The organism is Exilibacterium tricleocarpae (genome assembly GCF_007004655.1).
GTDB classification, from domain to species: Bacteria; Pseudomonadota; Gammaproteobacteria; order Pseudomonadales; family Cellvibrionaceae; genus Exilibacterium; species Exilibacterium tricleocarpae.
This window is the reverse complement of sequence record NZ_ML660103.1, coordinates 64419-90702: the sequence shown is the minus strand read 5'-3', so window position 1 is coordinate 90702 and position 26284 is coordinate 64419. Positions and strand designations below refer to the sequence as shown.

The 26284-nt window shown below is 57.2% G+C and carries 17 protein-coding genes; 8 read left to right on the top strand and 9 right to left on the bottom strand.

Annotated elements, in window-relative coordinates; all coding sequences use genetic code 11:
• Positions 1-49 precede the first annotated feature (49 nt).
• Together FKG94_RS21885 and FKG94_RS21880 are read left to right on the top strand one after the other, a co-directional pair.
• Entirely contained in the window at positions 50-1402 is a 1353-nt protein-coding gene (locus FKG94_RS21885) for a sigma-54-dependent transcriptional regulator (protein WP_142929077.1), read from the top strand.
• A 3-nt stretch (positions 1403-1405) separates the two neighbouring features.
• Positions 1406-2710, top strand: coding sequence for a sensor histidine kinase (locus FKG94_RS21880; protein WP_142929076.1), 1305 nt, complete (start codon positions 1406-1408; stop codon positions 2708-2710).
• 75 nt (positions 2711-2785) lie between these two features.
• Here the strand turns inward: FKG94_RS21880 and ilvB are convergent, their stop codons facing one another.
• Positions 2786-4633, bottom strand: coding sequence for a biosynthetic-type acetolactate synthase large subunit (gene ilvB / locus FKG94_RS21875; protein WP_142929075.1), 1848 nt, complete (start codon positions 4631-4633; stop codon positions 2786-2788).
• A 684-nt stretch (positions 4634-5317) separates the two neighbouring features.
• Here ilvB and FKG94_RS21870 point away from each other — a divergent pair.
• Positions 5318-6736, top strand: coding sequence for an aspartate ammonia-lyase (locus FKG94_RS21870; RefSeq protein WP_142929074.1), 1419 nt, complete (start codon positions 5318-5320; stop codon positions 6734-6736).
• A gap of 49 nt (positions 6737-6785) precedes the next feature.
• Here the strand turns inward: FKG94_RS21870 and FKG94_RS21865 are convergent, their stop codons facing one another.
• Positions 6786-7232 (bottom strand): universal stress protein, encoded by a 447-nt coding sequence (locus FKG94_RS21865; protein ID WP_142929073.1) that lies wholly within the window; start codon positions 7230-7232, stop codon positions 6786-6788.
• A 151-nt stretch (positions 7233-7383) separates the two neighbouring features.
• Between FKG94_RS21865 and FKG94_RS21860 the strand changes: the two genes are divergently transcribed.
• A complete protein-coding gene (locus FKG94_RS21860) occupies positions 7384-11883 on the top strand; it encodes a DEAD/DEAH box helicase (protein ID WP_142929072.1) in 4500 nt (1499 codons plus the stop codon).
• Positions 11884-12661: 778 nt separating this feature from the next.
• Here FKG94_RS21860 and FKG94_RS21855 read toward each other — a convergent pair.
• Positions 12662-13582, bottom strand: coding sequence for a LysR family transcriptional regulator (locus FKG94_RS21855; RefSeq protein WP_142929071.1), 921 nt, complete (start codon positions 13580-13582; stop codon positions 12662-12664).
• A 121-nt stretch (positions 13583-13703) separates the two neighbouring features.
• Here FKG94_RS21855 and FKG94_RS21850 point away from each other — a divergent pair, with 121 nt between their 5' ends.
• On the top strand, positions 13704-14477 hold the full coding sequence (locus tag FKG94_RS21850; protein ID WP_142929070.1) for a ferredoxin--NADP reductase: 774 nt from the start codon (positions 13704-13706) through the stop codon (positions 14475-14477).
• A gap of 13 nt (positions 14478-14490) precedes the next feature.
• Here the strand turns inward: FKG94_RS21850 and FKG94_RS21845 are convergent, their stop codons facing one another.
• Positions 14491-16686, bottom strand: coding sequence for a xanthine dehydrogenase family protein molybdopterin-binding subunit (locus FKG94_RS21845; RefSeq protein WP_142929069.1), 2196 nt, complete (start codon positions 16684-16686; stop codon positions 14491-14493).
• Positions 16687-16689: 3 nt separating this feature from the next.
• Positions 16690-17157, bottom strand: a complete 468-nt coding sequence (locus FKG94_RS21840) for a (2Fe-2S)-binding protein (RefSeq protein ID WP_142929068.1) — start codon at positions 17155-17157, stop codon at positions 16690-16692.
• A 291-nt stretch (positions 17158-17448) separates the two neighbouring features.
• On the opposite strand from FKG94_RS21840, the gene FKG94_RS21835 reads away from it, so the two are divergent.
• A complete protein-coding gene (locus tag FKG94_RS21835; protein ID WP_142929067.1) occupies positions 17449-19050 on the top strand; it encodes a thioredoxin domain-containing protein in 1602 nt (533 codons plus the stop codon).
• A 42-nt stretch (positions 19051-19092) separates the two neighbouring features.
• Here the strand turns inward: FKG94_RS21835 and FKG94_RS21830 are convergent, their stop codons facing one another.
• From FKG94_RS21830 to FKG94_RS21815, 4 genes are all read right to left on the bottom strand, one after another.
• Complete coding sequence (locus tag FKG94_RS21830; protein WP_218943606.1) at positions 19093-20064, bottom strand: SGNH/GDSL hydrolase family protein; 972 nt, start codon at positions 20062-20064, stop codon at positions 19093-19095.
• Positions 20065-20378: 314 nt separating this feature from the next.
• Complete coding sequence (locus tag FKG94_RS21825; protein ID WP_142929066.1) at positions 20379-21050, bottom strand: class I SAM-dependent methyltransferase; 672 nt, start codon at positions 21048-21050, stop codon at positions 20379-20381.
• A gap of 246 nt (positions 21051-21296) precedes the next feature.
• The gene (locus FKG94_RS21820; RefSeq protein ID WP_142929065.1) at positions 21297-21740 is read right to left on the bottom strand and encodes a hypothetical protein; all 444 of its coding nucleotides are present in this window, start codon (positions 21738-21740) and stop codon (positions 21297-21299) included.
• A gap of 262 nt (positions 21741-22002) precedes the next feature.
• Positions 22003-22416 carry a hypothetical protein gene (locus FKG94_RS21815; RefSeq protein ID WP_142929064.1) on the bottom strand — a complete coding sequence of 138 codons (414 nt, stop codon included), beginning with the start codon at positions 22414-22416 and terminating at the stop codon, positions 22003-22005.
• A gap of 809 nt (positions 22417-23225) precedes the next feature.
• On the opposite strand from FKG94_RS21815, the gene FKG94_RS21810 reads away from it, so the two are divergent.
• Together FKG94_RS21810 and FKG94_RS21805 are read left to right on the top strand one after the other, a co-directional pair.
• Positions 23226-24764, top strand: coding sequence for an FAD-dependent oxidoreductase (locus tag FKG94_RS21810; RefSeq protein ID WP_142929063.1), 1539 nt, complete (start codon positions 23226-23228; stop codon positions 24762-24764).
• On the top strand, positions 24761-26176 hold the full coding sequence (locus FKG94_RS21805; protein ID WP_142929062.1) for an FAD-dependent oxidoreductase: 1416 nt from the start codon (positions 24761-24763) through the stop codon (positions 26174-26176). Before FKG94_RS21810 ends, FKG94_RS21805 begins: the two co-directional genes overlap by 4 nt.
• The last annotated feature ends 108 nt before the right edge of the window (positions 26177-26284 follow it).

The following is a 26284-nucleotide window of genomic DNA, read 5'->3' as shown; positions in this document are numbered from 1 at the left end:
GAGTTAAGGAATCGGTTTTGAATACTCACTGTACGACAGGCCCGGCGTTGTGATTTTAATCGTCGACGACAACCCCGCAGTTTGCGAAGCACTGGCACTACTGCTCAGTATCCATCACTACGACACCCTCAGCGCGGCCAGCCCGCAGGAAGCCCTGGAAGTCGTGGCCCGGGAGGATATCCGGCTGGTTATCCAGGATATGAACTTCCACGCCGACACCACCTCCGGCGAGGATGGCCAGGCACTGTTTTACCAGTTGCGTACCGTCAACCCGGACCTGCCGATTATCCTGATGACCGCCTGGACCAACCTGGGCATGGCAGTGGAGCTGGTCAAAGCCGGTGCCGCCGACTATATCGGCAAACCCTGGGAGGACGGCAAACTGCTGGTCAGCATCGCCAACCTGTTGGAAATTACCGAGTTGCAGCAGGAAAACCGCCGCCTGCGCGAGAAAGAGTCGGTGCACGACCAGATGCGCTCGGAACTGGAAGCGCAGCACGACCTGTGCGGCACCACCTTTGCCAGCCCGTTGATGCACCGGCTGGTGGATATGGCGATCCAGGTGGCACCGGCGGAAGTGCCGATACTGATCACCGGCCCCAACGGCGCCGGCAAAGAAAAAATCGCCGAAATCGTACAGGCCAATTCGCGCCGCGCCCAGGGGCCTTTTATCCGCGTCAATGCCGGTGCCCTGCCCGCCGATCTGCTCGAGGCGGAGTTGTTCGGCGCTGAAAAAGGCGCCTTTACCGGCAGCGACAAACGTCGTATCGGTCGCTTTGAGGCCGCCGACGGGGGCACGCTGTTTTTGGACGAAATCGGCAACCTGCCTTTGGCGGGCCAGCACAAATTGCTGCGGGTGCTCCAGAGCGGCGAATTCGAGCGTATCGGCAGTTCGGTGACCCAGCGGGTGGACGTGCGGGTGATCACCGCCACCAACGAGGATCTGGACGCGGCTATCGCGGCCGGCCGCTTCCGCCAGGACTTGTACTATCGCCTCAACGTAGTGGAGTTAAAGGTGCCGCCGCTGAGCGAGCGGCGGGAGGATATTTTGCCGCTGGCGGAACGGTTTATCGCCGCCCTCGACACCGATAAGGACTACCGCCTTTCCACCCGGGCGACAGCGGCACTGCGCCGGCACAACTGGCCGGGCAACGTCAGGGAACTGTACAATAGCGTGCAGCGGGCCTGTCTGCTCGCCAAACAGCCGCTGTTGCAGGCTGCCGATTTCGGCTTGATCGATGCTGATCCCGGCGACGGCGGCGGAGACATTCGCGCGGGCGACCTGTCGTTTGAGTATATCCAGCAGGTGCTGGACGCCCACGACGGTGTGGTCGCCAGGGCCGCGCGCCAACTGGGCATCAGCCGCCAGGCCCTGTACCGGCGCCTGGAAAAGAAAACCTGAAGCATGACAATTACAAAAAGTTTTGTCTCCCGCCTGGTGGTATTCGCGACGGTCATCACGCTCGGCACCAGCCTGCTGGCGTTTATTCTGTTGACTTACTTTGCCGGGCGCCCGGCGCTGTTGCCGGTGGCGTTTATCGCAGTGCTCGCCGTCGCCCTGGGCGCCGCCATTTGGATGGGACGGGTGATCACCCGGGACCTTACCAGTCTGGAAATAGCCCTGTTCAACCTCAAAGACCAAAACTTCAGCGTCTCCATCGCCACCCCGCAAATGCCGGAAATACAGCGCATGGCGCGGCTGTTCAACCAGGTGTTCGACCAACTGCGCAACGAACGCCAGAGTATTTACCAGCGAGAGTTGTTGCTCGATAAGGTTATGCAGAACTCGCCCATAGCCGTCGTGCTGACCGATGACCACGGAGTGATTGTCTACGCCAATCTGGCGGCCCGCAAACTGGTTAAGCAACACCGCCCGCTGGAGGGCAATCACTTCCCGGCACTCGCGGCACAGTTGCCCGAGGCTTTTACCAAAGCGGTGGACGACAACCGCGAAACCCTGTTTCAGCTCGACAGCGAGCAGGGCAAAACCACCTATCACTATTCGACCGGACGCTTTACCCTCCACACCCGGCACCACTACCTGCACCTGTTCAAAGACCTGACCCGCCAGATTAACCGCCAGGAAATCGCCACCTGGAAAAAAGTCATCCGGGTTATCAGCCACGAACTCAACAACTCGCTGGCCCCGATCTCCTCCATGACCCATTCCTCGAAAGTGCTGGCCGACACGGGCAAGATCGAGCAGTTGAAGGGCGTACTTGAGCGCATTGAGGAAAACGTCAAACACCTGCACCACTTTATTCAACGTTATGCCGGTTTCGCGCGTTTGCCGCTGCCGCAGAAATCCCCAATTGACTGGGACATTTGGATTCGCAGCCTCAAAGATCAATACAGCTTTACGCTGAGTACACCGGTGCCGGATTGGCCCTTGGAGGTCGATGTCTCGCAGTTGCAGCAGGTAGTGGTCAACCTGTTGAAAAACGCCCACGAGTCGGGTTCGCCGCCCGGGGCTATCGGCCTTGCCGTTGCGCGCCAGCAGCAGCACACCGTGCTGGAAGTCTCCGATGGCGGGCCGGGCATGTCATCGACCGTAATGGAGAGCGCCCTGGTGCCGTTTTACTCGACCAAACCCTCGGGTTCCGGCTTAGGGTTGGCGCTGTGCCAGGAAATTATCGAGGCCCACGACGGCAGGCTGTCGCTGCACAACAGCCCCGGCGGTGGTTTAACGGTGAGAATTGCGTTGCCGTAAAAGTGGTCAGAGGTGAGGGGCTGGGAGCCCCAACAACCCAACCGAGTTAGGCACAATAATCTGCCTGACAGGATGCTAAATATTAGCACCCTGCTCATCTTTACCCACGCGTGCCAAATCCTCGGCGCTCATGATGATGTCTTTGTAGGTGGCACCGGCGGGTATCATGGGAAACACGTTTTCCTCTCTCTCCACCACGATATCCACCAGGTAGGGTTCATCGGGGTCGGCCAGCATGCGCTCAAAGGCGGCCACCAACTCGCCGGTCTCGGTCACCCGCTCGGCCTTGACGCCGTAGCCGGCGGCAATGGTGACAAAGTCCGGGTAGACAGCGGCGCGCGGCGCCGGGTCAGGCGCCGACAACGCCGAGTGGGCGCGGTGGCCCTCGTAGATCATGTCCTGCCACTGGCGCACCATACCCAGCCACTGGTTATTGATCACCACCACCTTGACCCCGATACCGTAGCGATGACAGGTGCTGAGTTCGTGGATGGTCATATTGAGACTGCCGTCGCCATCGATATCAATGACCTGCCGTTGCGGGCATCCCATTTTCGCGCCCATGGCCGCCGGCAGGCCATAGCCCATGGTGCCGAAGCCCGAACTGCTGAGAAACGAGCGGGTGCGACAGGCCCGGTAGTACTGCATCGCCCACATCTGGTGTTGGCCGACACCGAGACTGACGACGGCCTCGCCGGCGGTCATATCGCTGAGGGTTTCGATGGCAAACTGCGGCCTGAGTCCGGTGCCGCCGCTATAGCTGAACGGATAGCTTTGTTGCAACTGGTCGAGATAGCGGCGCCACTCGGCAAAATCACCCGGATTCACCGCCTGCACCAGTTGTTCCAGGGCGACGGCCAGGTCCGCACAAATCGGCAGTGTCACCGTCTTGTTTTTGTTCAACTCGTCGCGGTCGACATCGATATGAATAATTTTTCCGTGTTTGATAAATTCGCTGACCTTGCCCGTCACCCGATCGTCAAAGCGCACACCCAGGGCCAGCACCAGGTCGGCCTCATTGATGGCCGTGTTGGCGTACTTACTGCCGTGCATACCCAACACATGCAGGGCCAGTTCGTGATCGGGAGGAAAACAGCCGATACCCATCAGGGTGTTGGTCACCGGGCAGTCCAACTTTTCGGCCAGCGCCAGCAACGCCGTCTCGACACCGGCGCTGACAATGCCGCCGCCCGCATAAATCACCGGTCTGCGGGCCTCGGCGATCAGCCGCACGCACTCCTGCAGTTGCGTATCGGTGAGCCCCGCCACCACCGTCTCCGGCGCCTCGATAACGGCGGGAATACGCGGCGGGCGATAGTTGCCCTCGGGGTCCCTGGGATAGTGTTGTTGAATATCTTTGGGGATATCGATCAACACCGGCCCGGGCCGGTTGCCGCCGGCCAGGGCAAACGCTTCGCGCACCACTTCCGGAATCCGCCGCACCCGGTCCACCAGGTAACTGCGCTTGGTGATGGGTTGTGTGATACCGACGATATCCACTTCCTGGAACGCGTTTTTGCCGAGCAGCCCACTGGGCACATTGCCGGTGATGGCGACGATCGGGGTCGAATCGCTGTTGGCGTCGGCGATACCGGTCACCAGGTTGGTGGCGCCGGGACCGGAGGTGGCCAGACAAACGCCAACCCGGCCGGTGGCCCTGGCATAGCCCTGGGCCGCATGCACCGCCCCCTGCTCGTGCTCGACGCGGATGCAGCGGATATCGTATTGGCGCAGGACATCGAAAATCTCCAGGTTGGCGCCGCCCGGATAACCAAACAACAGCTCGACGCCCTCTTCCCGCAGGCATTTAGCCAGCAATTGAGCCCCCTTGAGTGCACCGGCCTGTTGGTCCTCGCGGATTTCAGACAGCAATCCTCCGGTAACGGTAGAGGTATCGCCATAGGTGACATTATCGACGGACATATAGATTGCGCTCCTGTGTTTTCGGATTGTATGGATCGTACTCAGGCGGCAGGGTTAGGGAGCCGTTGCGCCACCGGTGTTTGTCGCTTTGGTTCTAGTACTTACAAATTAAAGGTTTTCACCTAATTAACGGGTTTTGGCGGCCTTCGCCGACCGGGTCTCGCGCGGGGCTTCGCCCTTCGGGACACGCCGTGCATACATCCTTGTAGGCTCTACGCCAGCATCCCTGCGGGCGAAGGTCCCGAAGGGCTAGGCCCGGCTCGAGACCTCAGTGCCACCGAAGTGAAAATACTTTCCGGTCAAAGCACCAGTTAAGAACACCGCGGGGTAGGTCTGGCTCTGGAGCGGGCTTTCAGAAACTCTCGACAGCAGGGATGCTGTCGTGACCAAAAGTAGGCGCTTTAGGCGAGCCCCCATGGATGGGTCTACGGCGTGTTTCTGAAAGCCCGCTCCAGAGCCAGACCGGCGAATTAGCACGCACTAGCTTAAAGTTCCGTGGCTAACCACGATATCCAGCCAATTAACTTCAAGTCTAGGTACTTTTAAGAACCCCGGGCTGACAGTTTACCTATTTTCATAACAAAATTTAAGTCAAGGGGATTGATACCCCGCAGTCGATCTCCATTGTGCTAGAATCGCCCGCGCAGCACGGCCTTGATGTAACCAGATGAGATAACCAAGAAAATGGAAAACGCGGTATCTACCCGACTCGAACATGACAGCCTCGGCAGCAAAACCGTGGACGCCGATGCCTACTACGGTATTCAAACCCTGCGGGCGCGGGACAATTTCCAGCTTACCGGCGTGCCCCTCCACCATTACCCGCGTCTGGTGGTGGCGCTGGCGATGGTCAAAAAAGCCTGCTGCCAGGCCAACGGCGAACTGGGCGGCCTGGGGCCGGACCTGGTAAACGCCATCAGTGCCGCCTGCGACGATATTATCGACGGCCAACTGCACGACCAGTTCCTCGTGGATATGGTGCAGGGCGGCGCCGGTACCTCGACCAATATGAACGCCAATGAAGTTATCGCCAACCGCGCCCTGGAGTTGCTGGGACACGAGCGCGGCAGCTATGACAAACTGCACCCCAACAACCACGTCAACCTGTCGCAGTCCACCAACGACGTCTACCCGACAGCGATCAAACTCGCCATTCAGCTATCCTGCCCGGAGCTGATTTCCGCACTGGAACGTATCAGCGAGACGCTGGCGGTAAAAGCCGAGGAATTTTCCGGTGTCCTGAAACTCGGCCGCACCCAGTTGCAGGATGCCGTGCCCATGACCCTGGGCCAGGAATTCAACGCCTGCCGCACCACCTTGCAGGAAGATATCAGTCGCCTGCACGAAGTCGCGGTCCTGGGCCGGGAAATCAACCTGGGCGCCACCGCCATCGGCACCGGTATCAATACCGATTCCCGCTATGCCGATCTGGCGGTGGCCAAACTGTCCGCCATCGCCGGCATGCCGTTTACGCTGGCTCCCGATTTAATCGAGGCCACCTCCGATACCGGCGCCTTTGTGATGCTGTCGGGCGTGCTGCGCCGCATTGCCATCAAGCTGTCGAAGTTCTGTAACGACCTGCGCCTGCTCAGCAGCGGGCCGCGCGGCGGCTTCGGCGAGATCAACTTGCCGCCGGTGCAGCCGGGTTCCTCGATCATGCCCGGCAAGGTCAATCCGGTCATCCCCGAAGCGGTCAACCAGGTCGCCTACCGGGTGATGGGCAACGACCTGTCGGTGTCGATGGCGGCGGAGGCCGGACAGTTGCAGCTCAACGCCATGGAGCCGCTGATCGTTTACAGTCTGCTGGATTCGATACAACTGATGACCCGCGCCATCGATATGCTGGAGGAACGCTGTATCCGCGGCATCAGCGCCAATACGGATCACTGCCTGGCGGTGATGAATAACAGCATGGCCCTGATCACGGCGCTGTCGCCGCATCTGGGCTATGAACTCACCAGCAAACTCGCCAAACAGGCGTTAGAAACTGAGGCCTCGGTGCGGGACCTGATCCTCGAAAACGGCATTATGTCGGCAGAAGCACTCGACGATATCTTGAAGCCGGAAAAGATGTTACAACCGATCACCGCCACCCAGCCATAATGGCCAGGCCGCTGCGGCGCCGTAACCCGGCGCCGCGGATGGATTGTCGCTAGCTGTCTTCTTTGACTCTGACGGCCAGAACATCACACTCGGCGTGGTGCAACACACCATTGGCGGTGGAGCCCAGCAACAACTGAATCCCGTGGCGGCCGTGGCTGCCGAGCACGATCAAATCCGTCCCCAGGTTTGCGGCTTTCTCGACCACCTGATTGGTCACACTGCCGAATTCAACACTGACGTGATCACTCTCAATACCGAACGGTTGCGCCAGCTTGGCGACGCGCTCGACCAGGGACTGGCGAAACGTCTGTTCGTCAAAGGTGAAATCGTAGCCGGCAATCTCACCGTAAACCGAGGGGTAGAAGGTTCTCGGGTTATCGGCGACATGGATGACCGAAATCTCGGCACCATAGACGTCGCCCAGCCGTTTAGCGGCCTGCAGGACCTGCTCGCTCTCCGCTGAAATATCGATTGCAGTTAGAATGTTTTTATACATCCGCCTCTCTCCCTCTCCGGTTGCGTGATCTGAAAGGTTCTTTATAGATCGAATAAGCGGGCGAGAGATTGATAGAGATCAAAGTAAACGGGAGAATACCGACTCTGTGCCCCGCACCGGACACCTCGCCAGGTCAAGGAGAACAGCGGTAATGACTCCGGAATTGCCCGATTTTCACCCACTTGTCACCCAGTGGTTCGAACAACTGGGCCGCCCGACGGATATCCAGACCAAAGCCTGGCCGCCTATCGCCGCCGGTCACCACTGCCTGATCAGTGCCCCGACCGGCAGCGGCAAGACGCTGACCGCCTTTTTGTGGGCACTCAACCGCTTTATCACCGGCGACCTCGACAGCGGCCACACCCGTATACTCTACGTGTCGCCGCTGAAGGCGCTGAACAACGATATCCGCAACAACCTGAGCCGGCCGCTACAGGAGCTGAGCCGGCGTTTCAGCGCCGCGGGGTTGGCGTTTCCCAGTATCCGCGTGCAGACCCGCAGCGGCGATACCGAACCCGGCGAGCGCCGCCAGATGATTCGGCGACCGCCGGAAATCCTGATTACCACGCCGGAAAGCCTAAACCTGCTGCTCAGTTCAAAAAGCGGCCTGTCGCTGCTGGGCAATCTCGACACAGTCATTGTCGACGAGGTTCACGCCGTGATCGACAACAAGCGCGGCGCCTACCTGTTTTCCGCTGTGGAGCGTTTAGTCGCCCTGTCCGGCGAGTTCCAGCGCATCGCCCTGTCGGCCACCGTGAAACCGCTGGAGGAAATTGCCGGGTATGTGGCGGGGTATCGCCTCGATACCGATGCGGCCGACTACGCCACCCGGCCACGCTACCAGCGCCGCGCTATCAGCATTGTCGAATCGACCCTGGAGAAGCGCTATCGCGTCGCTATCCGCTACCCGGCGGCCATCGCCGAGCGCCCGGCGGAAAAGCAACTCTGGGAGGCTCTGGCGGAAGAGTTGTTAGATCGGGTCCGCGCCAACCGCTCGACCCTGATCTTCGTCAACAATCGCGCCCTGTGCGAAAAACTGACCCATAAAATCAATCACGCCGCCGGTGAGACCCTCGCTTACGCCCATCACGGTTCGCTGTCCCGGGCCATTCGCCAGGCGGTGGAACAAAAGCTCAAAGCCGGCGAGTTGGCCGCCATAGTCGCCACCGCATCGCTGGAGATGGGGATCGATATCGGCACCCTCGACGAGGTGCTGCTGATCGAGACCGCCGGCTCTATGGCGGCTGCCATCCAGCGTATCGGCCGCGCCGGGCATCAGGTCGGGGAAGTCAGCCGGGGCGTGATCTACCCGACCCACGCCCAGGATTTTCTGGAGGCGGTGGTACTGGCCCGGGCGGTGCAGGACAGAGACATCGAACCGACGCGACCGATAACCTGTCCGCTGGACGTGCTGGCGCAGGTGATCATTTCCATGACCGGCACCGCCACCTGGGATATCGACCAACTCTACGCCCACCTGCGCGCCGGCAGCGTCTACCATCCGTTGACCCGCGAGCAGTTCGACCTGGTGATCACGATGCTGGCCGGGCGCTACGCCGATCACCGGATTCGCGAACTGCAGGCCAAAGTCAGTATCGACCGGCTCGATAACACGATTCAGGCGCGCAAGGGCGCGCTGCTGTCGCTGTACCTGTCCGGCGGCGTGATACCCAATCGGGGTTACTTCCAGTTGCGCCACGCCGAGGGTTCGGCCCGCATCGGCGAGTTGGATGAGGAATTTGTCTGGGAGGCCAAAATCGGCCAGACATTTACCCTCGGCACCCAGTACTGGCGCATCGAAAAAATTACCCACAACGATGTCTTCGTGCGCCCGGGCAAACCCGGGCCGACACCGCCGCCGTTTTGGAAAGCGGAGAGTATCAGCCGCAACTTCTACTTTTCCGAGCGCATAGCGTCATTTCTGGAGACCGCCAACCGCGAGCTGCAGGACGGCACCTTGCGGGAGCGGTTGCTCGAGGAGTTCACCCTCTCGCCGGCAGCCGCCACGGCGGTGACCGACTACCTGCTGCGCCAGCGCCGGCACACCGGCTGCGACCTGCCCCACCGCCACCACCTGTTGATCGAAAGCGTCAGCTCCCTGCTCGGCTACGGCGAAGCCAATCAGGTGGTGATTCACACCGGTTGGGGCGCGGCGGTAAACCGGCCCTGGGCCATGGCGATGGAAGCGGCCTGGCGCAATCAATACGGCGAACAACTGGAAATCTACACCAGCAACGAAAGCCTGGTGTTGCAGTTGCCGCATGCGGTCGCGGTCGAATCGCTGCTGACGCTGGTAACGGTCGATCGCCTTGAGCAGTTGTTGCGCCAGCGACTGGAGGGATCGGGTTTCTTCGGCGCGCGTTTTCGCGAGTGTGCCGGCCGGGCCCTGCTGATCAGCAAGGGCAGGTTCAACCAGCGCCAGCCGCTGTGGATCAGCCGCCTGCGCTCCCAAAAGCTGCTCGACACAGTGCTGAAATATCCGGACTTTCCCATCCTGCTGGAGACCTGGCGCGATTGCCTGCAGGATGAATTCGACCTGGAACATCTGCGCCAACTGCTGCTCGAACTCGACAGCGGCGAAATCCGCTGGAGCGTCACCCGCGCCAAAACCCCCAGCCCCATGGCCAGAAATATCGCCTGGGAACAGGTCAACCAGTACATGTATATGGACGACTCGGCCAAAGCCGACAAGGTCTCCAATCTGCGCAACGACCTGTTGCAAGACTTGATTTTCAACCCGACCCTGCGGCCCCGGGTCGGCGCAGAGCTGTGTGCGGATTTCCAGCAGCGGCGCCAGCGCCTGGCCGCGGGCTATGCCCCGGATACTGACATCGACCTGCTGGACTGGGTCAAGGAGCGGGTCGCCATTCCGTTGCCGGAGTGGCAACAGTTGCTGACCCGTATCGCTGCGGACCATTCGGATGGCATAACGCAAACCCTGCTGGGCGCCGTCGAACCGAAGCTGGCGCGCTTGCAGGGTGCCTCGGCTGCATCGGCAGTGGTGGTAGCGCGGGAGAGGGTGCCGGCGCTGCTCAGGGGCCTTTACCACCGCGACAATAACTACCAAGTGTTGGCACTTGACCGGGACACAGCTATCGACACTACCACCCTCCCGGAAGTGACCTCCGGGCCCCAAGATGCCGACGAACTGGCCTCGGTGATGATGACCAATTGGCTACAGTTTTACGGCCCGCTCGATGCCGAAACCATAGGTGCTAAACTCGGGCTGGAAAACGGTCCCCTATCCGTGATCCTGAGCGATCTGGCGACCGCCGGGGTGCTGGTGGCCGGCGAACTCGTAGAAGACAGTGAGACAGTCCACTTCTGCGACAGCGACAATTTTGAGATTTTGCTCCATCTGGCCAAACGGGCCGCCCGCCCCAGTTTCAAACCCTTGCCATTGCAAGCCCTGCCCCTGTTTCTGGCCCGCTGGCAACACTTGGGCGGTCCCATCGATGCCGCTGCGACTCAAATCGACGCCACCGATAGCCTGTTCCAGGTATTGCAACGACAGGCCTGTTACTTCGCGCCGGCCGCACTGTGGGAGACGGAACTGCTCCCGGCGCGCCTGCCCGACTACGACCCCAACCGACTCGACCATATTCTGCGGGAGGCGGATTTGCACTGGCTGGGACAGCCGAGAGAACACCTGGGTTTTTGTTTCGACAGCGATCTGGATCTGCTGCAGGACGGCGACGTGCCGGCGGACACCGAACTGGAGCGGGTGTTTCCCGATGTATTGAGTCGCCATGAACTGCAACACCTGCAACAAAAAACCGATCTGCCCGGCTCCCGTCTGGTACCGAAGCTGTGGCAGTGGGTCTGGGCCGGCCGGGTTGCCAACGACGGTTTTGCGGCGGTTCGCAAAGGCATCGACGCCAGGTTTCGCTACCCTGATGCCGAGCAGTTCGCGGGCCGGTCGAAGTCCGCCGGCGGGCGCCGTTCCCTGAAGCGCGGCGCCTTTTCCCAATGGCGGCAGAGTTCGCCGTTTGTCGGCAACTGGTATCGCCTCGACTACCCCGCGGCGGACGCGGACCTGATCACAGTCCAGGAGCGCAATAAAGACCGGGTGCGGATACTGCTCGAGCGCTACGGCATAGTGTTTCGCGAACTCCTGTTGCACGAACACCCGCTGTTTCAGTGGCGCGCCGTGTTTCGCTCGCTGCGCCTGATGGAGTTGTCCCGGGAGGTGGTGTCGGGCTATTTCTTCGAAGGTATCCCCGGCCCGCAGTTTGTCTCCCACGCCGCGTTGCGCGCGCTGCAACGACAATTGCCTGCGGACGCCGTCTACTGGATCAACGCCAAGGACCCTGTGTCCTTTTGCGGCAGCGCCCTGCGCGGCCTGCGCGAGCAATTGCCGAAACGGCTGGATTCAAACCATCTGGTGTATCGCGGCACCGAGCTGGTACTGGTGTCCCAGCGCAACGGCCGGCAACTGACGTTCAAGGTGGCGCCGGACGATCCGCAGCTACCGCAGTACCTCGTCGCGCTGCGTCATCTGCTGTTTCGGGCAAGTCGCCCTTTGAAGCATATCCAGATAGACACCATCAACGATGAACCGGCGCGCAACAGCGCTTACCTGGATAGCCTGGCGATCGGTTTTGACCTGGTCCGGGATTACAAAGCGGTCACGTTGTACAAAAAGGTGTAGATATTAATATCACTCGCTTCAGGCGCCTGTTTTCGCTTGTGGTGCCTACTTTCACTTAAGGTGCCTGCTTTCCGCCTAGGGCGCCTACCTTCGCTTAAAGCGCCTGCTTTTGGTGGTGGTCCCGGCAGCATCCGTGCCACCCGGCACGGGCCGCGCCGGCGTTTTTGAGCGAGGACTTTTCAAGCCACAAGGGACGCCTGCAACTTTGCTACTTAAGCGCATGTCGTCGGGTTAGCAAAAAGCGGCAAATTTTAGTTAGTTGCTAAGTTGCAGGCGTCCCTCAAGACAGACTTTGTCCTACCTGTTAGGGTTTTCTCGATACAAAATAAAGTATGCAGAGGGTAAGGCCCGGCGGGGGTGCGCTGTCCCGATCAATCAGGGCGCGTTTAAGCTTGCCTGTTGTCCCGGCGTTTTTAGGCGAGGACTGTTCGAATCCCAATTTTTTTGCGCAGCAAAAAAATGGTTGAGTTCCGCAGCCGCCGGGACAACAGGCAAGCTTGCGCCCGATCGGGACAGCGCACCCCCGCCGGGCCGTGGAGTGGCACAGAAAAGGTTTAGAGCGCTAAACTACCCAGGCAGACTTCTCGCAGCACGCAACAGCCACCTTGCGCCCGATCGGAACAGCGCACCCCCGCCGGGCCGTGGAGTGGCACAGGAAAAGTTTGGAACGCAATATTGTCCAAGCTGTGTTCTCCCAGCACACATTAACCCTCACAGCTTAATGGCCTCACCGACTTAAGCGAACATGCACCAATTTTTTGGCAAGTCTACTGGATCGTTAGCGGGCACACCGGGGATCATCGATCAGCTTATCCGCAGGCGTCATCTCCCGGCACAACCGCAGCCAGTGATCGATCCCCGCGCTGCGGTACTTTTGTTTGTGCAGAATAAAATAAAAACGCCGCCGCAGGTCCCGGCCAGGCACGTTCAGCGGCACCAGCGTCCGGCGCGCAAACGCCACCTCCAGGGTGATGCGCGAAATGCATCCCACGCCCAGGCCCGCCTCCACCGCGCGCTTGATCGCTTCCGTGTGTTGGAGTTCCAGCAGCAGATGCATATTGGGCAACAGGTCGTGCATGGCCCGATCGAAAGTCTGGCGGGTGCCCGAGCCATGCTCGCGCAGAATCCATTTGACCGCCAGCAAATCGGTATCCGCCAGTGCCGGCTGCTGCGCCAGCGGGTGCGACGGCGCACTGAATACCACCAGTTCATCGTCCCGCCAGGGTATGACCTCCAGCTCCGGGTGCTGGAACTCACCTTCGATCAAGCCCAGGTCCAGCTCGAAATTGGCCACCTTGGCGACAATGGACTCGGTATTGGCAACCGCCAGCTCCACCTTGGCATCCGGATAGCGGGCCATATACCCGGCCATGATACCCACCGCCAGGTAGTTGCCAATCGACATCGTGGCACCCACCTTGATCGGGCCGGCATCGGCGTGGCGCGCCAGCGCCGCCTCCAGTTCAGCGGCCCGCGCCAGCAGCGCCTCGGCCCTGGGACGCATCAAACGCCCCAATTCGTTGAGCTGCAACCGCTTGCCCACCCGATCAAACAACTGAATATCGAACTGCTGCTCCAGCTCCTTGAGCGCGCTGCTGGCAGCGGACTGGGACATGGCGAGCGACTGCGCCGCCCGGGTAATGTTCTCGTGGTCGGCAGCGGCCAGGAAAATCTGCAATTGACGCAGGGTAAAATGCATAATCGTTTTTATAGATAAGGCAAATCGGAATATCCTATTTTGCCGATTTGTGGTTATAGCGTATAGTACAGATCGTGACCCATCCTCTTATTCGAGTCAGCTATTAGGATATAACCGAACCATGGCCAGCCTGCACAAAGAAACCGTCATCAGTGTCCACCACTGGAACGATACCCTGTTCAGTTTCAAAACCAGCCGCAATACCGGCTTGCGTTTTGAAAACGGCCACTTTGTGATGGTGGGACTGGAACTGGAGGGCAAGCCGCTGATGCGGGCCTACAGTATCGCCAGTGCCAACTACGACGACGAGTTAGAGTTTTTCAGTATCAAAGTGCCCGATGGCCCCCTGACCTCGCGCCTGCAAAATGTGGCTGTCGGCGACCAAATACTAGTGAGCAGTAAACCTACCGGCACCTTGGTGGCCGACCACCTGCTGCCCGGGCGGCACCTCTACCTGATCAGTACCGGCACGGGGCTGGCGCCGTTTATGAGTATTATCAAAGACCCCGCGATCTACGAGCGCTACGAGCGGGTGGTGTTGACCCACGGTGTGCGCTACACCAGCGAACTGGCGTATGCTGCCTATATCGAAAACGAGCTGCCGCAAAATGAATTCTTTGGCGATGAGGTCAGAGAGAAGCTGGTCTACTACCCCACGGTGACCCGGGAGCCGTTCCGCAATCAGGGCCGCCTCACCGACCTCCTCGAAAGCGGCGAACTGGCCCGGGCGGCGGGACTGCCGCCAATCAATCCGGCCGACGACCGGTTCATGATTTGCGGCAGCCCAAGTATGTTAAAAGACACCTGCGCGATCCTGGACGCGAGGGGATTCCAGGAATCCCGCCACGGCCAGCAGGCCCACTACGTGATCGAGCGGGCCTTCGTCGAGCGTTAGTCTCCAAGCTTCCCTAAACCTTCATTCCCAACGGCAGGCGGTGGCGCGGTTTGCCGCTGGCGGCAAATAGTGCGTTGGCCACCGCCGGCCCAATCACCGGCGTGCCCGGCTCCCCGACGCCGGTGGGCGCCTCGGCGGATGGCACGATATGTACCTCCACTGCCGGCATATGCTCCATGCGCACCACCTGGTAGCGGTCGAAGTTGGCTTCCACCACCTGGCCTTGCTCCAGCGTGGTTTCGCTTATCAGCGTCGGCGACAGACCGTAACCGATACCCCCCTCCATCTGCGCGCGAATAACATCGGGGTTGACCGCCACACCGCAGTCCACAGCGCAGGTTACCTTATCAACCCGATAGCCGCCGTCCGCCGCAATTGACACCTCCGCCAATTGCGCCACATAGCTACCGAAAGATTTATGCACCGCAAAGCCCCTGGCGCGTCCCTCCGGCAGCGGCGACTGCCAGCCACCGCGCTCGGCGGCCAGCTTCAGCACGGCTTCGTAGCGGGGGTCTTCACCTAACATCTGCAGACGGAACGCCACCGGGTCGCGCCCGGCGGCGGCGGCCAGTTCGTCGATAAAGGTCTCGGTTGCATAGGCCGTATGGGTGGAGCCGACGCTGCGCCACCACAGCACCGGCACCCCGACATCGACGGTGTGGAGTTCGAGCGAAAAATTGTCGATATGGTAAGGCAGATGCAGGGCGCCCTCGACTGAAGAGAGGTCGATGCCATCGCGAATCATGCCGGAAAACGGTGTTCCATCCAGGATCGACTGGCCGACAATACGGTGTTGCCAGGCGACAACCTTTCCGTCCTGGTCGAGACCGGCCTTCAGGTGATGAAAATACAGCGGCCGGAAATAGCCGGCCCGGGTATCGTCCTCGCGGGTCCAGACCAACTTCACCGGTACATCCCGGCCGTGGGCCTTGGCGATCTCCACCGCCTCTATTACATAGTCCGCGTCGCCGCTGGCGCGCCGGCCAAAGCTGCCGCCCGCCAGCAGCGTGTGAATGATGATGTCTTCAGGCCGACACCCAAGCGCCGCGGCAACCGCCATCTGATCACCGGTCTGGAGCTGGCAGCCGTTCCAGATTTCCGCACCCTTGCCGGTTATCCGTGCCACGCAGTTCATCGGCTCCATAGTGGCGTGGGCCAGAAACGGGAATTCATAGCTGGCTTCGAGCACCTTGGCGGCGCCGGCAAAACCCTTCTCAACATCACCCTCCACCCGCGCCGGGGCACCGGGTTGCTTTGCCAGCTCCTTGTACTGCATCATCAAATCAGCCGAACTCCGGGTGAAAGCCTCGCTGTCATCCCACTCCAATTGCAGGGCATCGCGCCCGCGTTTGGCGTGCCAGAAAGTATCGGCAAGCACCGCCACACCGGTGGGTACCTGTACCACATTGACGACACCTTTGACCTGGCGGGCAGCGCTGTCGTCAAAACCTTTGAGACGGGCGCCGAAGACCGGCGGGTGCGCCACGACCGCGGTCAACATGCCGTCCAATTGAATATCCTGGGTAAAGATGGCGCTACCGTCGACCTTGCCCACATCCTTACGTGACAGGTGGCGGCCGATCAGTGTGAACGCGGCGGGGTCTTTCAGCGTTACGTTTTCAGGTACAGGCTGCCGCACCGCAGCTTCAGCCAGTTCGCCAAAACTGGCCTGGCGGCCGGACTGCCGGTGTGAGACCTGCCCGCGCGCCACCTCAATCTCGCCGGCGGGTACCTCCCAGGCGGTTGCCGCCGCGCCGATCAGCATCTGCCGCGCCGCCGCACCGGCCTCACGCATCTGCAGGTAGGCATTGGCAATGGCGGAGCTGCCGCCGGTGCCCTGTACCGGGCCCCAGTGAAGGTTGGCATAACGCGTCGCATCCGCCGGTGCGCTTGCGGCGACGATTTGTCCCCAGTCGGCATCCATTTCTTCGGCCACCAGCGTGGCCAGGCCGGTGTAGACCCCCTGCCCCATTTCCAAATGTTTAATCACCACAGTGACGCGATTGTCGGTGCCGATTTTTACAAAGGCGTTGGCCACCAGCGGTTCCACAGCCGTGGCGGCGCCGGTCGCCGAAGCCGGTGGCGTCGACGCAGGTTCCTCCCGACTGCAGCCACTGAGATAGACCGCCAGCGTCAGACCGGCGCCGGCGCCAGCGGTTTTTTGCAGAAAAGACCGCCGGCTGATAGACGTTTGCTGTCGCTCATTCATGATCTATGCCTCCTGCGCCAGTTGTGACGCGGCCTGCTTAATCGCCGCGCGAATCCGCACATAGGTGGAACAGCGGCAGATATTGCCCGTCATAAATCGATCGATATCCGCATCGCTGGGATTGGCATTTTGTTCCAACAACGCCGTCGCCGACATCACCTGCCCCGACTGGCAGTAGCCGCACTGCACCACCGACAGCGCCTCCCAGGCCTCCTGCACCGCCGCAGCGGTTGTTGACCCCAGCCCTTCGATAGTGGTGATCTCCTGCCCGGCGGCAGCACTCACCGGTATGACACACGAACGCACGGCCTGGCCGCTCATATGTACGGTACAGGCACCGCACTGCGCAATACCGCAGCCGAATTTGGTACCAGTGAGCTGCAGATGATCGCGGATCACCCACAACAGTGGCGTATCCGGTTCCACCTCGACCTGGCGTTCCGCGCCATTGATTTTCAAAGTAATAGCCATAAGAGATACCTACCTGTCAGGTGTCGCGAGTCGATCGCAATCACCGATAATTTGTGTGGATAAGTTGTTCACTTGGACGCCAGGAGCGGCGCTAACACTAGCAAGCAAAAGAGGAGACGTTGCAAATCATACAACAAAAAAAGCACAAGCCCTATCCGCAACGAGCGGCGTACCCACGGCTGCGCCCGGTCAGGCTGCCTCCCGCGCCCAGCGGTTACCGGACGGGGTCGCACTTCGGCGCAAACAGTTCTACACTCACTCCAGTCATAATAATAATTAAGGGGAGAAACTGTGAACAACAGCCGCCTGTTTCACCGCAATCTTCGCAGCAACAACCGTCACGCTTGCAGCCATCGTGTCTCGGGCACCTCTTTGTTTTTTGTGGCAGTGCTGGCACTGCTCAGCGGTTGCAGTGATACGCCTGCGCCGGCTACCCCGGCTCCGGCAACCCCGGCCAACAATGGTCACGACATTGCCGCCCGCGTCGGCGATCGGCTGATTACGCTGACAGAAGTCGATGCGGCGATCCAGTTTCAGCTCTATGATCTCAGGGAATCCATCTATCAACTGCGGCGGGCGAGCCTGCAAAAGTTGCTGGAGGAGACCGCCGGCACCCGCGGCTCGCGCATCGCTCCCACGCTGCACCTGACGCCGCCCGAACGGCCCCGTATTACCCTCGACGGGAAGACCCGCTCGCTGCGGGGCTCGGCGGCAGCCGCGGTCACCTTATCGGTATTTTGCAGCTACCAGTCCGCCCACTGCGTGCGTTTACAACCGACGCTACTCACTTTACTGCAAGAGTATGAAGACCTCGTCAATATCGCTTACTACGACTTTCCGCAACACTTCCACAAACAGGGACCACTGCTCGCCGAGGCCGTTCGCTGCGCCGGCGAGCAACAGGCCATGTGGCAGTATCAGGACCATTTGCTGGCGCGGGTGGCACATATCGACCGCGCCAAGGTGCTCGATATCGCCGGCCAACTGCAAATGGATCACGCCGCCCTCGACAACTGCTTAACCGCGGGGCGCCACCGGGGCAGCATCGAGGCGGATCGCTCCCTGGCGCGCCGACTTGGCGTCAAGGGCGTGCCGACCTCTTTTGTCAACGGTATTTATTTGCGCGGCCCACAACCGGTGGAGATGTTTCGGGACATTATCGACAGGGAATTGATTTCGCTGGGGTTGACCCCGAACAAAACACTGCACCAGGCGCTCGGCCTCTCTGAGCTGCCGATCAAGATGATCGCTTCGAGCGTCAACAACGATCCGGCGGCGTCCCGGGCGCTGCTGGAGATCGGCGAAAACAGCGCGGATTTTTTTGGCATCGGCGACACGCTGATGCAGCAGGTAACACTGTATATGATCGACCACGGCGCTATCGTCATCGATAACCGCGGCAAGCTGGAGATGATCAAGCTCTGGGTCACCGATACTGGCGACAGCCCCTCGCGATCCGGTAATACATCCCTTTACGCCACCGACCGGAGCACCGCTGCGCCCGCCGGGAGCGACGCTGAAAACCCGCCGGAGGAAACTGCCGACGATGCGCCTGTGCTGCCGGCCCCGACCGCCATACTGCCGTTGGCGCGGCGCTGGGTGGACGATAAGCTGATGGAACAGCTGCAACTCGAACAACAAATTGAAACGGGCGAGCATGTGGTCGAAGGCCACAACCTGATGAAACTCTCGCAACAGGACCTGGACGAGTTCTACCAGCTACTGGGCATGGAACCCGGCGACGTGTTGATGATGGTGAACGAGCAGTGGGTGCACAGCGGACACAACCCGCTGTGGGAAGCCTTGAGAACACAGGACAGCGTGACGGCGGTGGTTATGCGCAGGGGCCTGCCGGTGGTGTATCAATACGACATTCAAGCTGATGATGAGTAAGCGGCGGTAACCGGCCAGACCTCGCCGGTTACCGCAGTAGGGTTACTTATCCGGATTGGCATTCCACATCAGGTCGGCAATCGTATTTTGCCCCTGCACACTGGGGTGGAAGCAGTCACCGCCGTCAATATCATCTTTATTGAACTGAAAGGTACCGGTCGAGGGTGTGGTTTCATCCACATAATCGGCGACCACTTCAATGCCTCTGGGGTTGCGTCCGTTACTGTTGCTGTTATAGGCGTTCGATTCCTCCAGCAGAATTTCATTGTAACGACGCTGGGTTGCGGCAATCGACGCCAGCCGCTGCGCTACACCTTCACCGTTGACAGTGCCGCCGCTGGTGGCGATGCCGCAAATATTGAAAGTGTTCCAGATACTTTCACAATTGACCCTGATGGTTGAGGCCTGTTTGGCCAGCCCCGCCGCCCGCAGGTCCTGCACCCGCGGCACGCTGCCGAAGTAAACGGTGGAGCCCGTGGGCAGGCCGGCCACCAGAATATCGAGCCCGGCCTGCACGGAACTGCGCCACTGGCCCTCGGTGTAGAGGGGATCGCCGCAATTGGCGGGGTCGGTGCAATCGCGGTTGCAGATATCGTTACCGCCGAGCAGCACTTCCACATGGTCCGGGGTATTGGTCTGGGCAACGATGTTATTGGCTTGAACGGAAAAATTATTGCCGCCGCCGCGCAGTTCCGATCCCGAGGCCGCGGCATTCTTGTTGGCGGTGATGCCTGGGTCCAGGCGTTTGTATTTGTCGTGTACGCTGTCGACCTCACTGCGATTGCCGTCAAACCAGGAGCGCCGGGGCTGATCGCCGCCGAGCAGGCAAAACAGCTCCCAGAAAAATACATTGCCCTTGCAGTTGGCGGCAAACGCCATGGTAATACTGTCGCCGGCGGCCGTGGTGCGGGCCGGGGTATCTGCCCAGGAGGCCGACGCTGTGGTAAGGGCAGCGGCGGTCAAGATCGAAAAAAGCAGCGGATATTTTTTTACGGGGATATTTAATTTTTGCATTTCTCACCTCGCGTCGGTATTTTTTGATTATTAGAAACCACGTCTAAAACGACTCGAGTATAGAAATCAAATTTGTGACTGTTAAACCACCGGGTAGACTCTTTGGAAGTAAAGGGAATTGTGGTAATTTTTCAGGGCTATAAAACAACGCACCGATTGTTTTGCACGGTCCGGGCGTGCCAATGTCGGTGTCAAAGCCGGCACGGGGGAATCGGCTCGGGGTATTTTGCGACAACCTATATTTTCAATGTCAATGGTTTTCAGCACCGGGGTGTCAAGGGTGAGGCCCGGAGGATTTCAAAGCCGGCGCGTTTTCAAGGCCGCAACTGCGCGGTAAACAGGATTGACGCCGGCTTACCGGTTTCGGGGTGCAGGGGCTCTGCAATCTTTGACAATACCAGGTTGTGCCTGCCGAACATCGCCACCCAGCTTTCGAGCGTTCGGAAATACCAGGGAGCCGGATCGGTAAAGTCCTCGCTGAATCCCTGCCAGGAGCCTTCGCGCCAACCATCCTCGTATCTGTACTCGCCACAGGCAACCAGCGGGTGAATGGTTTGGACAATAAAGCTGCCGCCCGGATTGAGCAGCGCGGGTACAGTGCCAAAGACACCTTCTACCGATTTATCGCCCAACAATGAAAAATTACATACCACCAGATCGAAACGCCGATCGAGCCCCTCGCGGGCCAGCGCTTCGTAAGACAGGACAAGGTAGTCTTCATCGCTGCACTGGCGTGCCCGGGCAATCAGATCGGCCACGGCATCGAGTCCGGTTACCGACAGCCCCCGGGCCGCCAGCTCTCGCACCAGCCAGCCCTCGCCACAGCCTATATCGAGCGCGGTATGACCCGCGGCGACGGCCACCGCATCGACAATGGCACCATCGGTTACCAGGTTGCGGCTCGGTATCTGTTTATCCCTGACGGCGGTGGTCCAGGGCTGGACATTTTTTTGCCATGAATCCAGTATTTTCTCATCACTGAACATCTTTAGTATCCTTTACCGGTGATGGCACTCCGGGTAATTCCCGTAGCAACACGAGACTCCCGGTACCGCCACCACAGCGCCCGCACTCAAGCTCGTGCACCTGTGCTGAGACAGCGGCGCTGATTATGCCGGGAAAGGGGGAGAGTAAGCAACTCGGACCGCTGACCCACCTGGGTGCCGGATCCGCCAACCGCAGCGCTCCCTGCGGAGGGCCCGCGGTGACAAATCCTACTGTGACATAAAACGTCAGAGCAGGTGGCGGTTCGGACCTCTGCTGGCCATGACTACCGCATGGGTATCGGTGGGTCTGTAAAACTCGATAGCATCGGCATCCACCGGCTGCCCGAGCAGTTGCGAAAGCTGCCGTGCGATGCGCTGCCTATCGAGGGTAAGGTCGACCTTTGCGACAGGTTCCAGTTCGAGGTCACTCGTATCGCCAGGCCGGCTTGTATGCCGTTCGATCGCCGATTTTTGCCCCGGCTGCAGGTAGATCGCCCCGGTGGTAAAGTCGACCGCAAAGGCCACTACACCGGGCAGGATACCGATCAGCAGTCCGGCCGCATCGAGCAGGACAATGGTGGGGTCGATGCGGCCTGACTTCTGCCCTACCCGTTCCGGGTGGAGCAGATAACCACAGGCGCTGGTGCTAAGCATGGCCGCAAGGGCAAAGGCGCTGACAAAGTATTTCATTGGGACCTCAAATTGGCGGTGATTTCATCGAATAATCCGTCAATTGAGGCCTATCGGGTAGGAACCAGGCCACAAAATGCACACTTAACTACCATCTTGCGGTTATGAAAGAGAAGATATGCAGAGATGTTTTTACTCGTCAATATCGTAACCGTCGATATCAGTGTTATCTGTGTGGCTATTTAGCGTTTGGCCGGGACAATAAAGATGCGTAAATTGACTTTGAAACCGTTAATGGTTATCGGCGTCCCGCTTCCTACACTCATTCATCAAAACGGTCCCAAGTCCGTTGCAGGAAACTGGCTGCATCAGCTCTGAAATATTCGTCTTCTCCGGAATAGTTATCCTCTTCTCTCTGTATAAATTCGGGCGAAAACGGCGTGTTGTAGCTTGGGCGAGCATCTTGTCCACTTTGTTCGGCGAATTTTACCTCTGACTGGTATGGGGTGTATTCTCGGGCTGGTATCACTGTGCCTTTTGACCCGCGCATGGTTCCCGGAAGCACAGTGCCGTTGGTGATTTCTGCAACATGTGCCATTTCATGGTGCTCACCGATATCTCCATCTCCAATATTCTCTATTGCAGCCTCCACAGAATCAAAAGTAGCGACTTCCATTTGCCCTGTCTCGGGATCATAATAGGGTTTAACTTGCGGATTCACCACAACTCTTGCCATAGTGCCCACACCTGGCTGGTGTGCTCTTGCCCAAGCTTCATCTCTGTCCTGAGAATCGATATGAATCTTGTTTTGTCTATCGCTGTACGGTAACAGAGGTTCTGTTTGAGGGTACACGAAAGACTTTGTATGCGTGAAAACCGCGGGATGCTGCTGGGGATTGGCCTTGTGTTCTTCTATAACCCTTTTTCCCTCGTCGGTTCGGTACCTGGCATCCATACCTGTTTGTATGTATCTATTGAAAGCCTCTTTGTCATACGGTGACTCAGTCAACACAAGTGGATTGGTCGTGGGCCTCAATCCCAAAGCAGTTTGTGAGTATCCGCTCGCCTGCTCATTGGAGAGCTGGCTGGAAGGGCCTGACCTTTCTGGGACTAACGGCCTTCTTCGTGACTTCGATGTCGACGGATGACCCTTGGTTTTTGAAGGCTTACCAGCTCTTACCCGACTCGACAGCGGAGGTGGGGAGGATGTCCGGGTTGGGAAATCAGGCATATGCTCTCTCCATTGACAAGATGTAATACTATTAGGTTCTACAAACAAGTGGCCATCGAGCCATAAGAGTTCCCAAATAACCACCTACATGGAATCTTTATCGGCTAACTGCCACCTATAGAAGATTACAAGGCTCGATACCCTAGGTGGGACGCCTGCAACTTAGCAACTTAGTGCACAAAAATAATTATCCAGCGGTATCTGCCGAACAGACACGACAATTGCCGGCTCTCCGGACGTGTTATGCAGTCACTCAACTATTATTCTCTTAGAGTTGCTAAGTTGCAGGCGTCCCTCTTTTTGAAGTGGAATTTATGAAAGTGCTAATCATTGGGGCTGGCTGGTCCGGTATACAGGCAGCAGCCATGTTAAAAAACAGGTATGGCTGTGAAGTTGTTATTTTCGATCAAAACGCCAATATAGGTGGAACCTGGGCGAAAGGTATTGCTTACAGCCACTTAACCACTCACGCCGCTGCGAGCACTATTGAGTTTGTTGGATATCCATTCCCTAAAGATATAGTTTCAAACCCTTTGGACAGAGTCCCGACATCAGATGTAGTAGAGTACATGAAAAGGTATGTTGACGATACGGGGCTTGGTGATGATATCAGGCTGAACAGCCAAGTGGAAACAATCCATCAGATTTCTGAAAAAGAGGTCCGCTGTATCGTGCGCAATGCGATCTCAGGTGAGAAATACACTGAAGATGGCGAGTTTGTCATGCTAAGTGGTTTTGGCTTTAAGGCAAGAAAGTTCCCAAATATTCCCGGGGCAAGCGATTTTGAGGGATCGATATATACAAGTCACGATGTAAGTGAAGCAGCACTAGAAAAATTAAAGAAATCGAATCGTCCGGTTGTAGTGGCAGGCGGCTCGAAAGCGGCCCATGATATTATAAACACCCTTGTCGCCCACGACATTCCGGTAGAGTGGGTGGCTCGGAAAACTTACTGGATGTATAACTATGATAAAGGCATCTATCATAGAAAAAAAGGCAGACGATCAAAACCATTTGACAGACTAAAAGCACTGATCGGCCACCTGGCCTTTGGTTTTCTCCCTAAAACCAGTATGCGTCTTTTAAGGTTGAGCGATCTTATGCTCAATGTGCATCCAGAAACATCTGCAGCCGACTATCATTTGGGAGTAGTAGATTACGACATGGTAAAAGTGGCAAGGAGTGTGCCATTTACCCAGGGCGAAATAGTGGCCCTGCAAAAAGATAAAGTGGTAATCCAGCGGAAGGGTGATGCTACGCAGAAATTAATATCGTGTAGCGCTATTATAGCTTGCTTTGGTACAGAGGTAGCCCCAAATTACCCGGAGTTCAAAGCCAATGGTGAAAAGGTAGATATTTTAAAAGCCAAGCACCTCTTCCAATTTTCCATCCATCAAAAACTTCCTCGCCTGTACTTCATGGGGCCAATAGCCCTCCGAGGCTTGGGCATGCTCAATGGTTACCATGCTGTACAGCATGCCATTATATACTTATCTAAAAGGATGACTGATGATGAAGTAAAAATAAAAACGAAACAAGAGCAGAAACTGCTAAAGAGATTTTTTAAGACAAACGATTTCAAACCTCAATTAGCAAGAGTGATCTCTGACATCAAAAACCTTATGAACTACTTAAAGCTGGTCGACAGCATTGGTAAAAAATTAGGATACTCTTATCCACTTAATTTGGGACCTGCGATGCTTCTTTACGGAGCGTACTATAAAAACCATAGCAAACCGGTTTACCGAGAACCCACAGAAAAAGAAGTGATTAGTGTTTTTGGGCATCCGCCAAACAAAGAGAATGCAAATGGGATACCAAACTCCCGCACTGACCTAAAGGTATACTTATGAAGAAAATCGCTGTCATTGGAGGGGGACCATTTGGCATCTTTTCTGCGCTCAAACTTTCTGAAAAAAAAGACAACCAGGTGGTGTTATTTGAAAGTTCAAACAAGCTGGGCGGCCTTGCCGCATCAGAGAAATACAAAGGCCAATATTTGGACTATACCACAAAGTTTATCCCCTGCAATCAATTCGGCAAACCTGGCATATACTCTCCTTTGAATCATCTGTTAAAACAAAAGGATGTGTTATTAGAAGACATAGGGGATTATCATTTCCTGAAAGACAACGAGAAAGCTGATCTCCCGCCTTTTTTTGAAAAAGTATCAAAATTTCAATTGCTAAAAGAAGCAATAGGGATCTACAAATATTTTTCTGATATCGATCAATATTCAAATATGATAGATTTAGAAAACATTGATGGCTTTGAGCGCAACCAAACTTTCCATGATCTTTTCAAACAGCTTGGATTGACCACCTATCCGAAGGCCATAGATTACTTTTCTACAATTTTTGGAAACTCTATTGAGGGCGCAGAAGCGCTTTCTGTAGTTACGTCCAGAAATAGTTATACGAATTATAATTATCTTAAAAAGCTCTTCACAAAAAACAGACTGCTGGAATTGGCGGGATCATTCATTGACAAGAGTGATTTGTTAAATAAGCACACAGCTTTGCCCTTTAAATTTCTAATGCTGACTACCGGGTATGACATTTTCCTACAATCACTGCTTGATAATGTTGAAAATGCAGACATTATGTTGAATCAGACCATAGTGGATATAGATAAAGATGCTGATGCAAAAGAGCAATATCATGTGATCAATGATAAAAATGAGGTGTTTTCCGGTTTTAATGAGGTAGTCTTGGCTTTACCCATGCAACAATTGAAAAAATTCAGGTACCACTATATAAATGACTTAGTCGCGCCTATAAGATCTGAAAGGCATAATTATGTGCTAACCTCTTTCTGTAACCTGGAATCTGAAAAATTGAAGTATTTAGAAAAAGGGATTTACCTTGACTATAATAACCCGCATAAAATAGGAACGAGCAAGGTCAAAAAAGATGGCTCAAAATATGGACTATTTAAGTGCTTTCATGCAGATACAATGTTCCAGTCCTTAACAATGGTCAACGACATTGACCGTGAAAAAATAGACGAGACGTTCATTCACGACAAATGGTATCAAGCCACGACAGAGTTTAAATTCGACATATCACCCTCTCAAGTTAAGCCTTACGGATGGCGAGTTGTAAAATGGAATAGCCCGTTTGTTCAAGTAGGTGACTTTGATAAGATAGAAAAACTACACAGGGCACAAGGAAAACAAGGTATTTGGTTTGGAGGAGAAATCATGAGCGGCCCGGGCGTACCGATTACACTTAAATATATAGAAGACCTTTTTAGAAATAGCTGATTGCCACTCGAGACTTTAATATACAATCGAGTCTGAGGATCACTCTCCGAGCCTGTAAGCCCAACTGGGTTTACACGCTCGGAAAATCAACCCCCACTGCACCGGCTC

Bases quoted from the DNA above. Each gene is read 5' to 3' on its own strand.
- FKG94_RS21880 (WP_142929076.1), top strand. From the start codon at position 1,406: ATGACAATTACAAAAAGTTTTGTCTCCCGCCTGGTGGTATTCGCGACG.
- ilvB (WP_142929075.1), bottom strand. From the start codon at position 4,633: ATGTCCGTCGATAATGTCACCTATGGCGATACCTCTACCGTTACCGGA.
- FKG94_RS21870 (WP_142929074.1), top strand. From the start codon at position 5,318: ATGGAAAACGCGGTATCTACCCGACTCGAACATGACAGCCTCGGCAGC.
- FKG94_RS21865 (WP_142929073.1), bottom strand. From the start codon at position 7,232: ATGTATAAAAACATTCTAACTGCAATCGATATTTCAGCGGAGAGCGAG.
- FKG94_RS21860 (WP_142929072.1), top strand. From the start codon at position 7,384: ATGACTCCGGAATTGCCCGATTTTCACCCACTTGTCACCCAGTGGTTC.
- FKG94_RS21855 (WP_142929071.1), bottom strand. From the start codon at position 13,582: ATGCATTTTACCCTGCGTCAATTGCAGATTTTCCTGGCCGCTGCCGAC.
- FKG94_RS21850 (WP_142929070.1), top strand. From the start codon at position 13,704: ATGGCCAGCCTGCACAAAGAAACCGTCATCAGTGTCCACCACTGGAAC.
- FKG94_RS21845 (WP_142929069.1), bottom strand. From the start codon at position 16,686: ATGAATGAGCGACAGCAAACGTCTATCAGCCGGCGGTCTTTTCTGCAA.
- FKG94_RS21840 (WP_142929068.1), bottom strand. From the start codon at position 17,157: ATGGCTATTACTTTGAAAATCAATGGCGCGGAACGCCAGGTCGAGGTG.
- FKG94_RS21830 (WP_218943606.1), bottom strand. From the start codon at position 20,064: ATGCAAAAATTAAATATCCCCGTAAAAAAATATCCGCTGCTTTTTTCG.
- FKG94_RS21825 (WP_142929066.1), bottom strand. From the start codon at position 21,050: ATGTTCAGTGATGAGAAAATACTGGATTCATGGCAAAAAAATGTCCAG.
- FKG94_RS21820 (WP_142929065.1), bottom strand. From the start codon at position 21,740: ATGAAATACTTTGTCAGCGCCTTTGCCCTTGCGGCCATGCTTAGCACC.
- FKG94_RS21815 (WP_142929064.1), bottom strand. From the start codon at position 22,416: ATGGCAAGAGTTGTGGTGAATCCGCAAGTTAAACCCTATTATGATCCC.
- FKG94_RS21810 (WP_142929063.1), top strand. From the start codon at position 23,226: ATGAAAGTGCTAATCATTGGGGCTGGCTGGTCCGGTATACAGGCAGCA.
- FKG94_RS21805 (WP_142929062.1), top strand. From the start codon at position 24,761: ATGAAGAAAATCGCTGTCATTGGAGGGGGACCATTTGGCATCTTTTCT.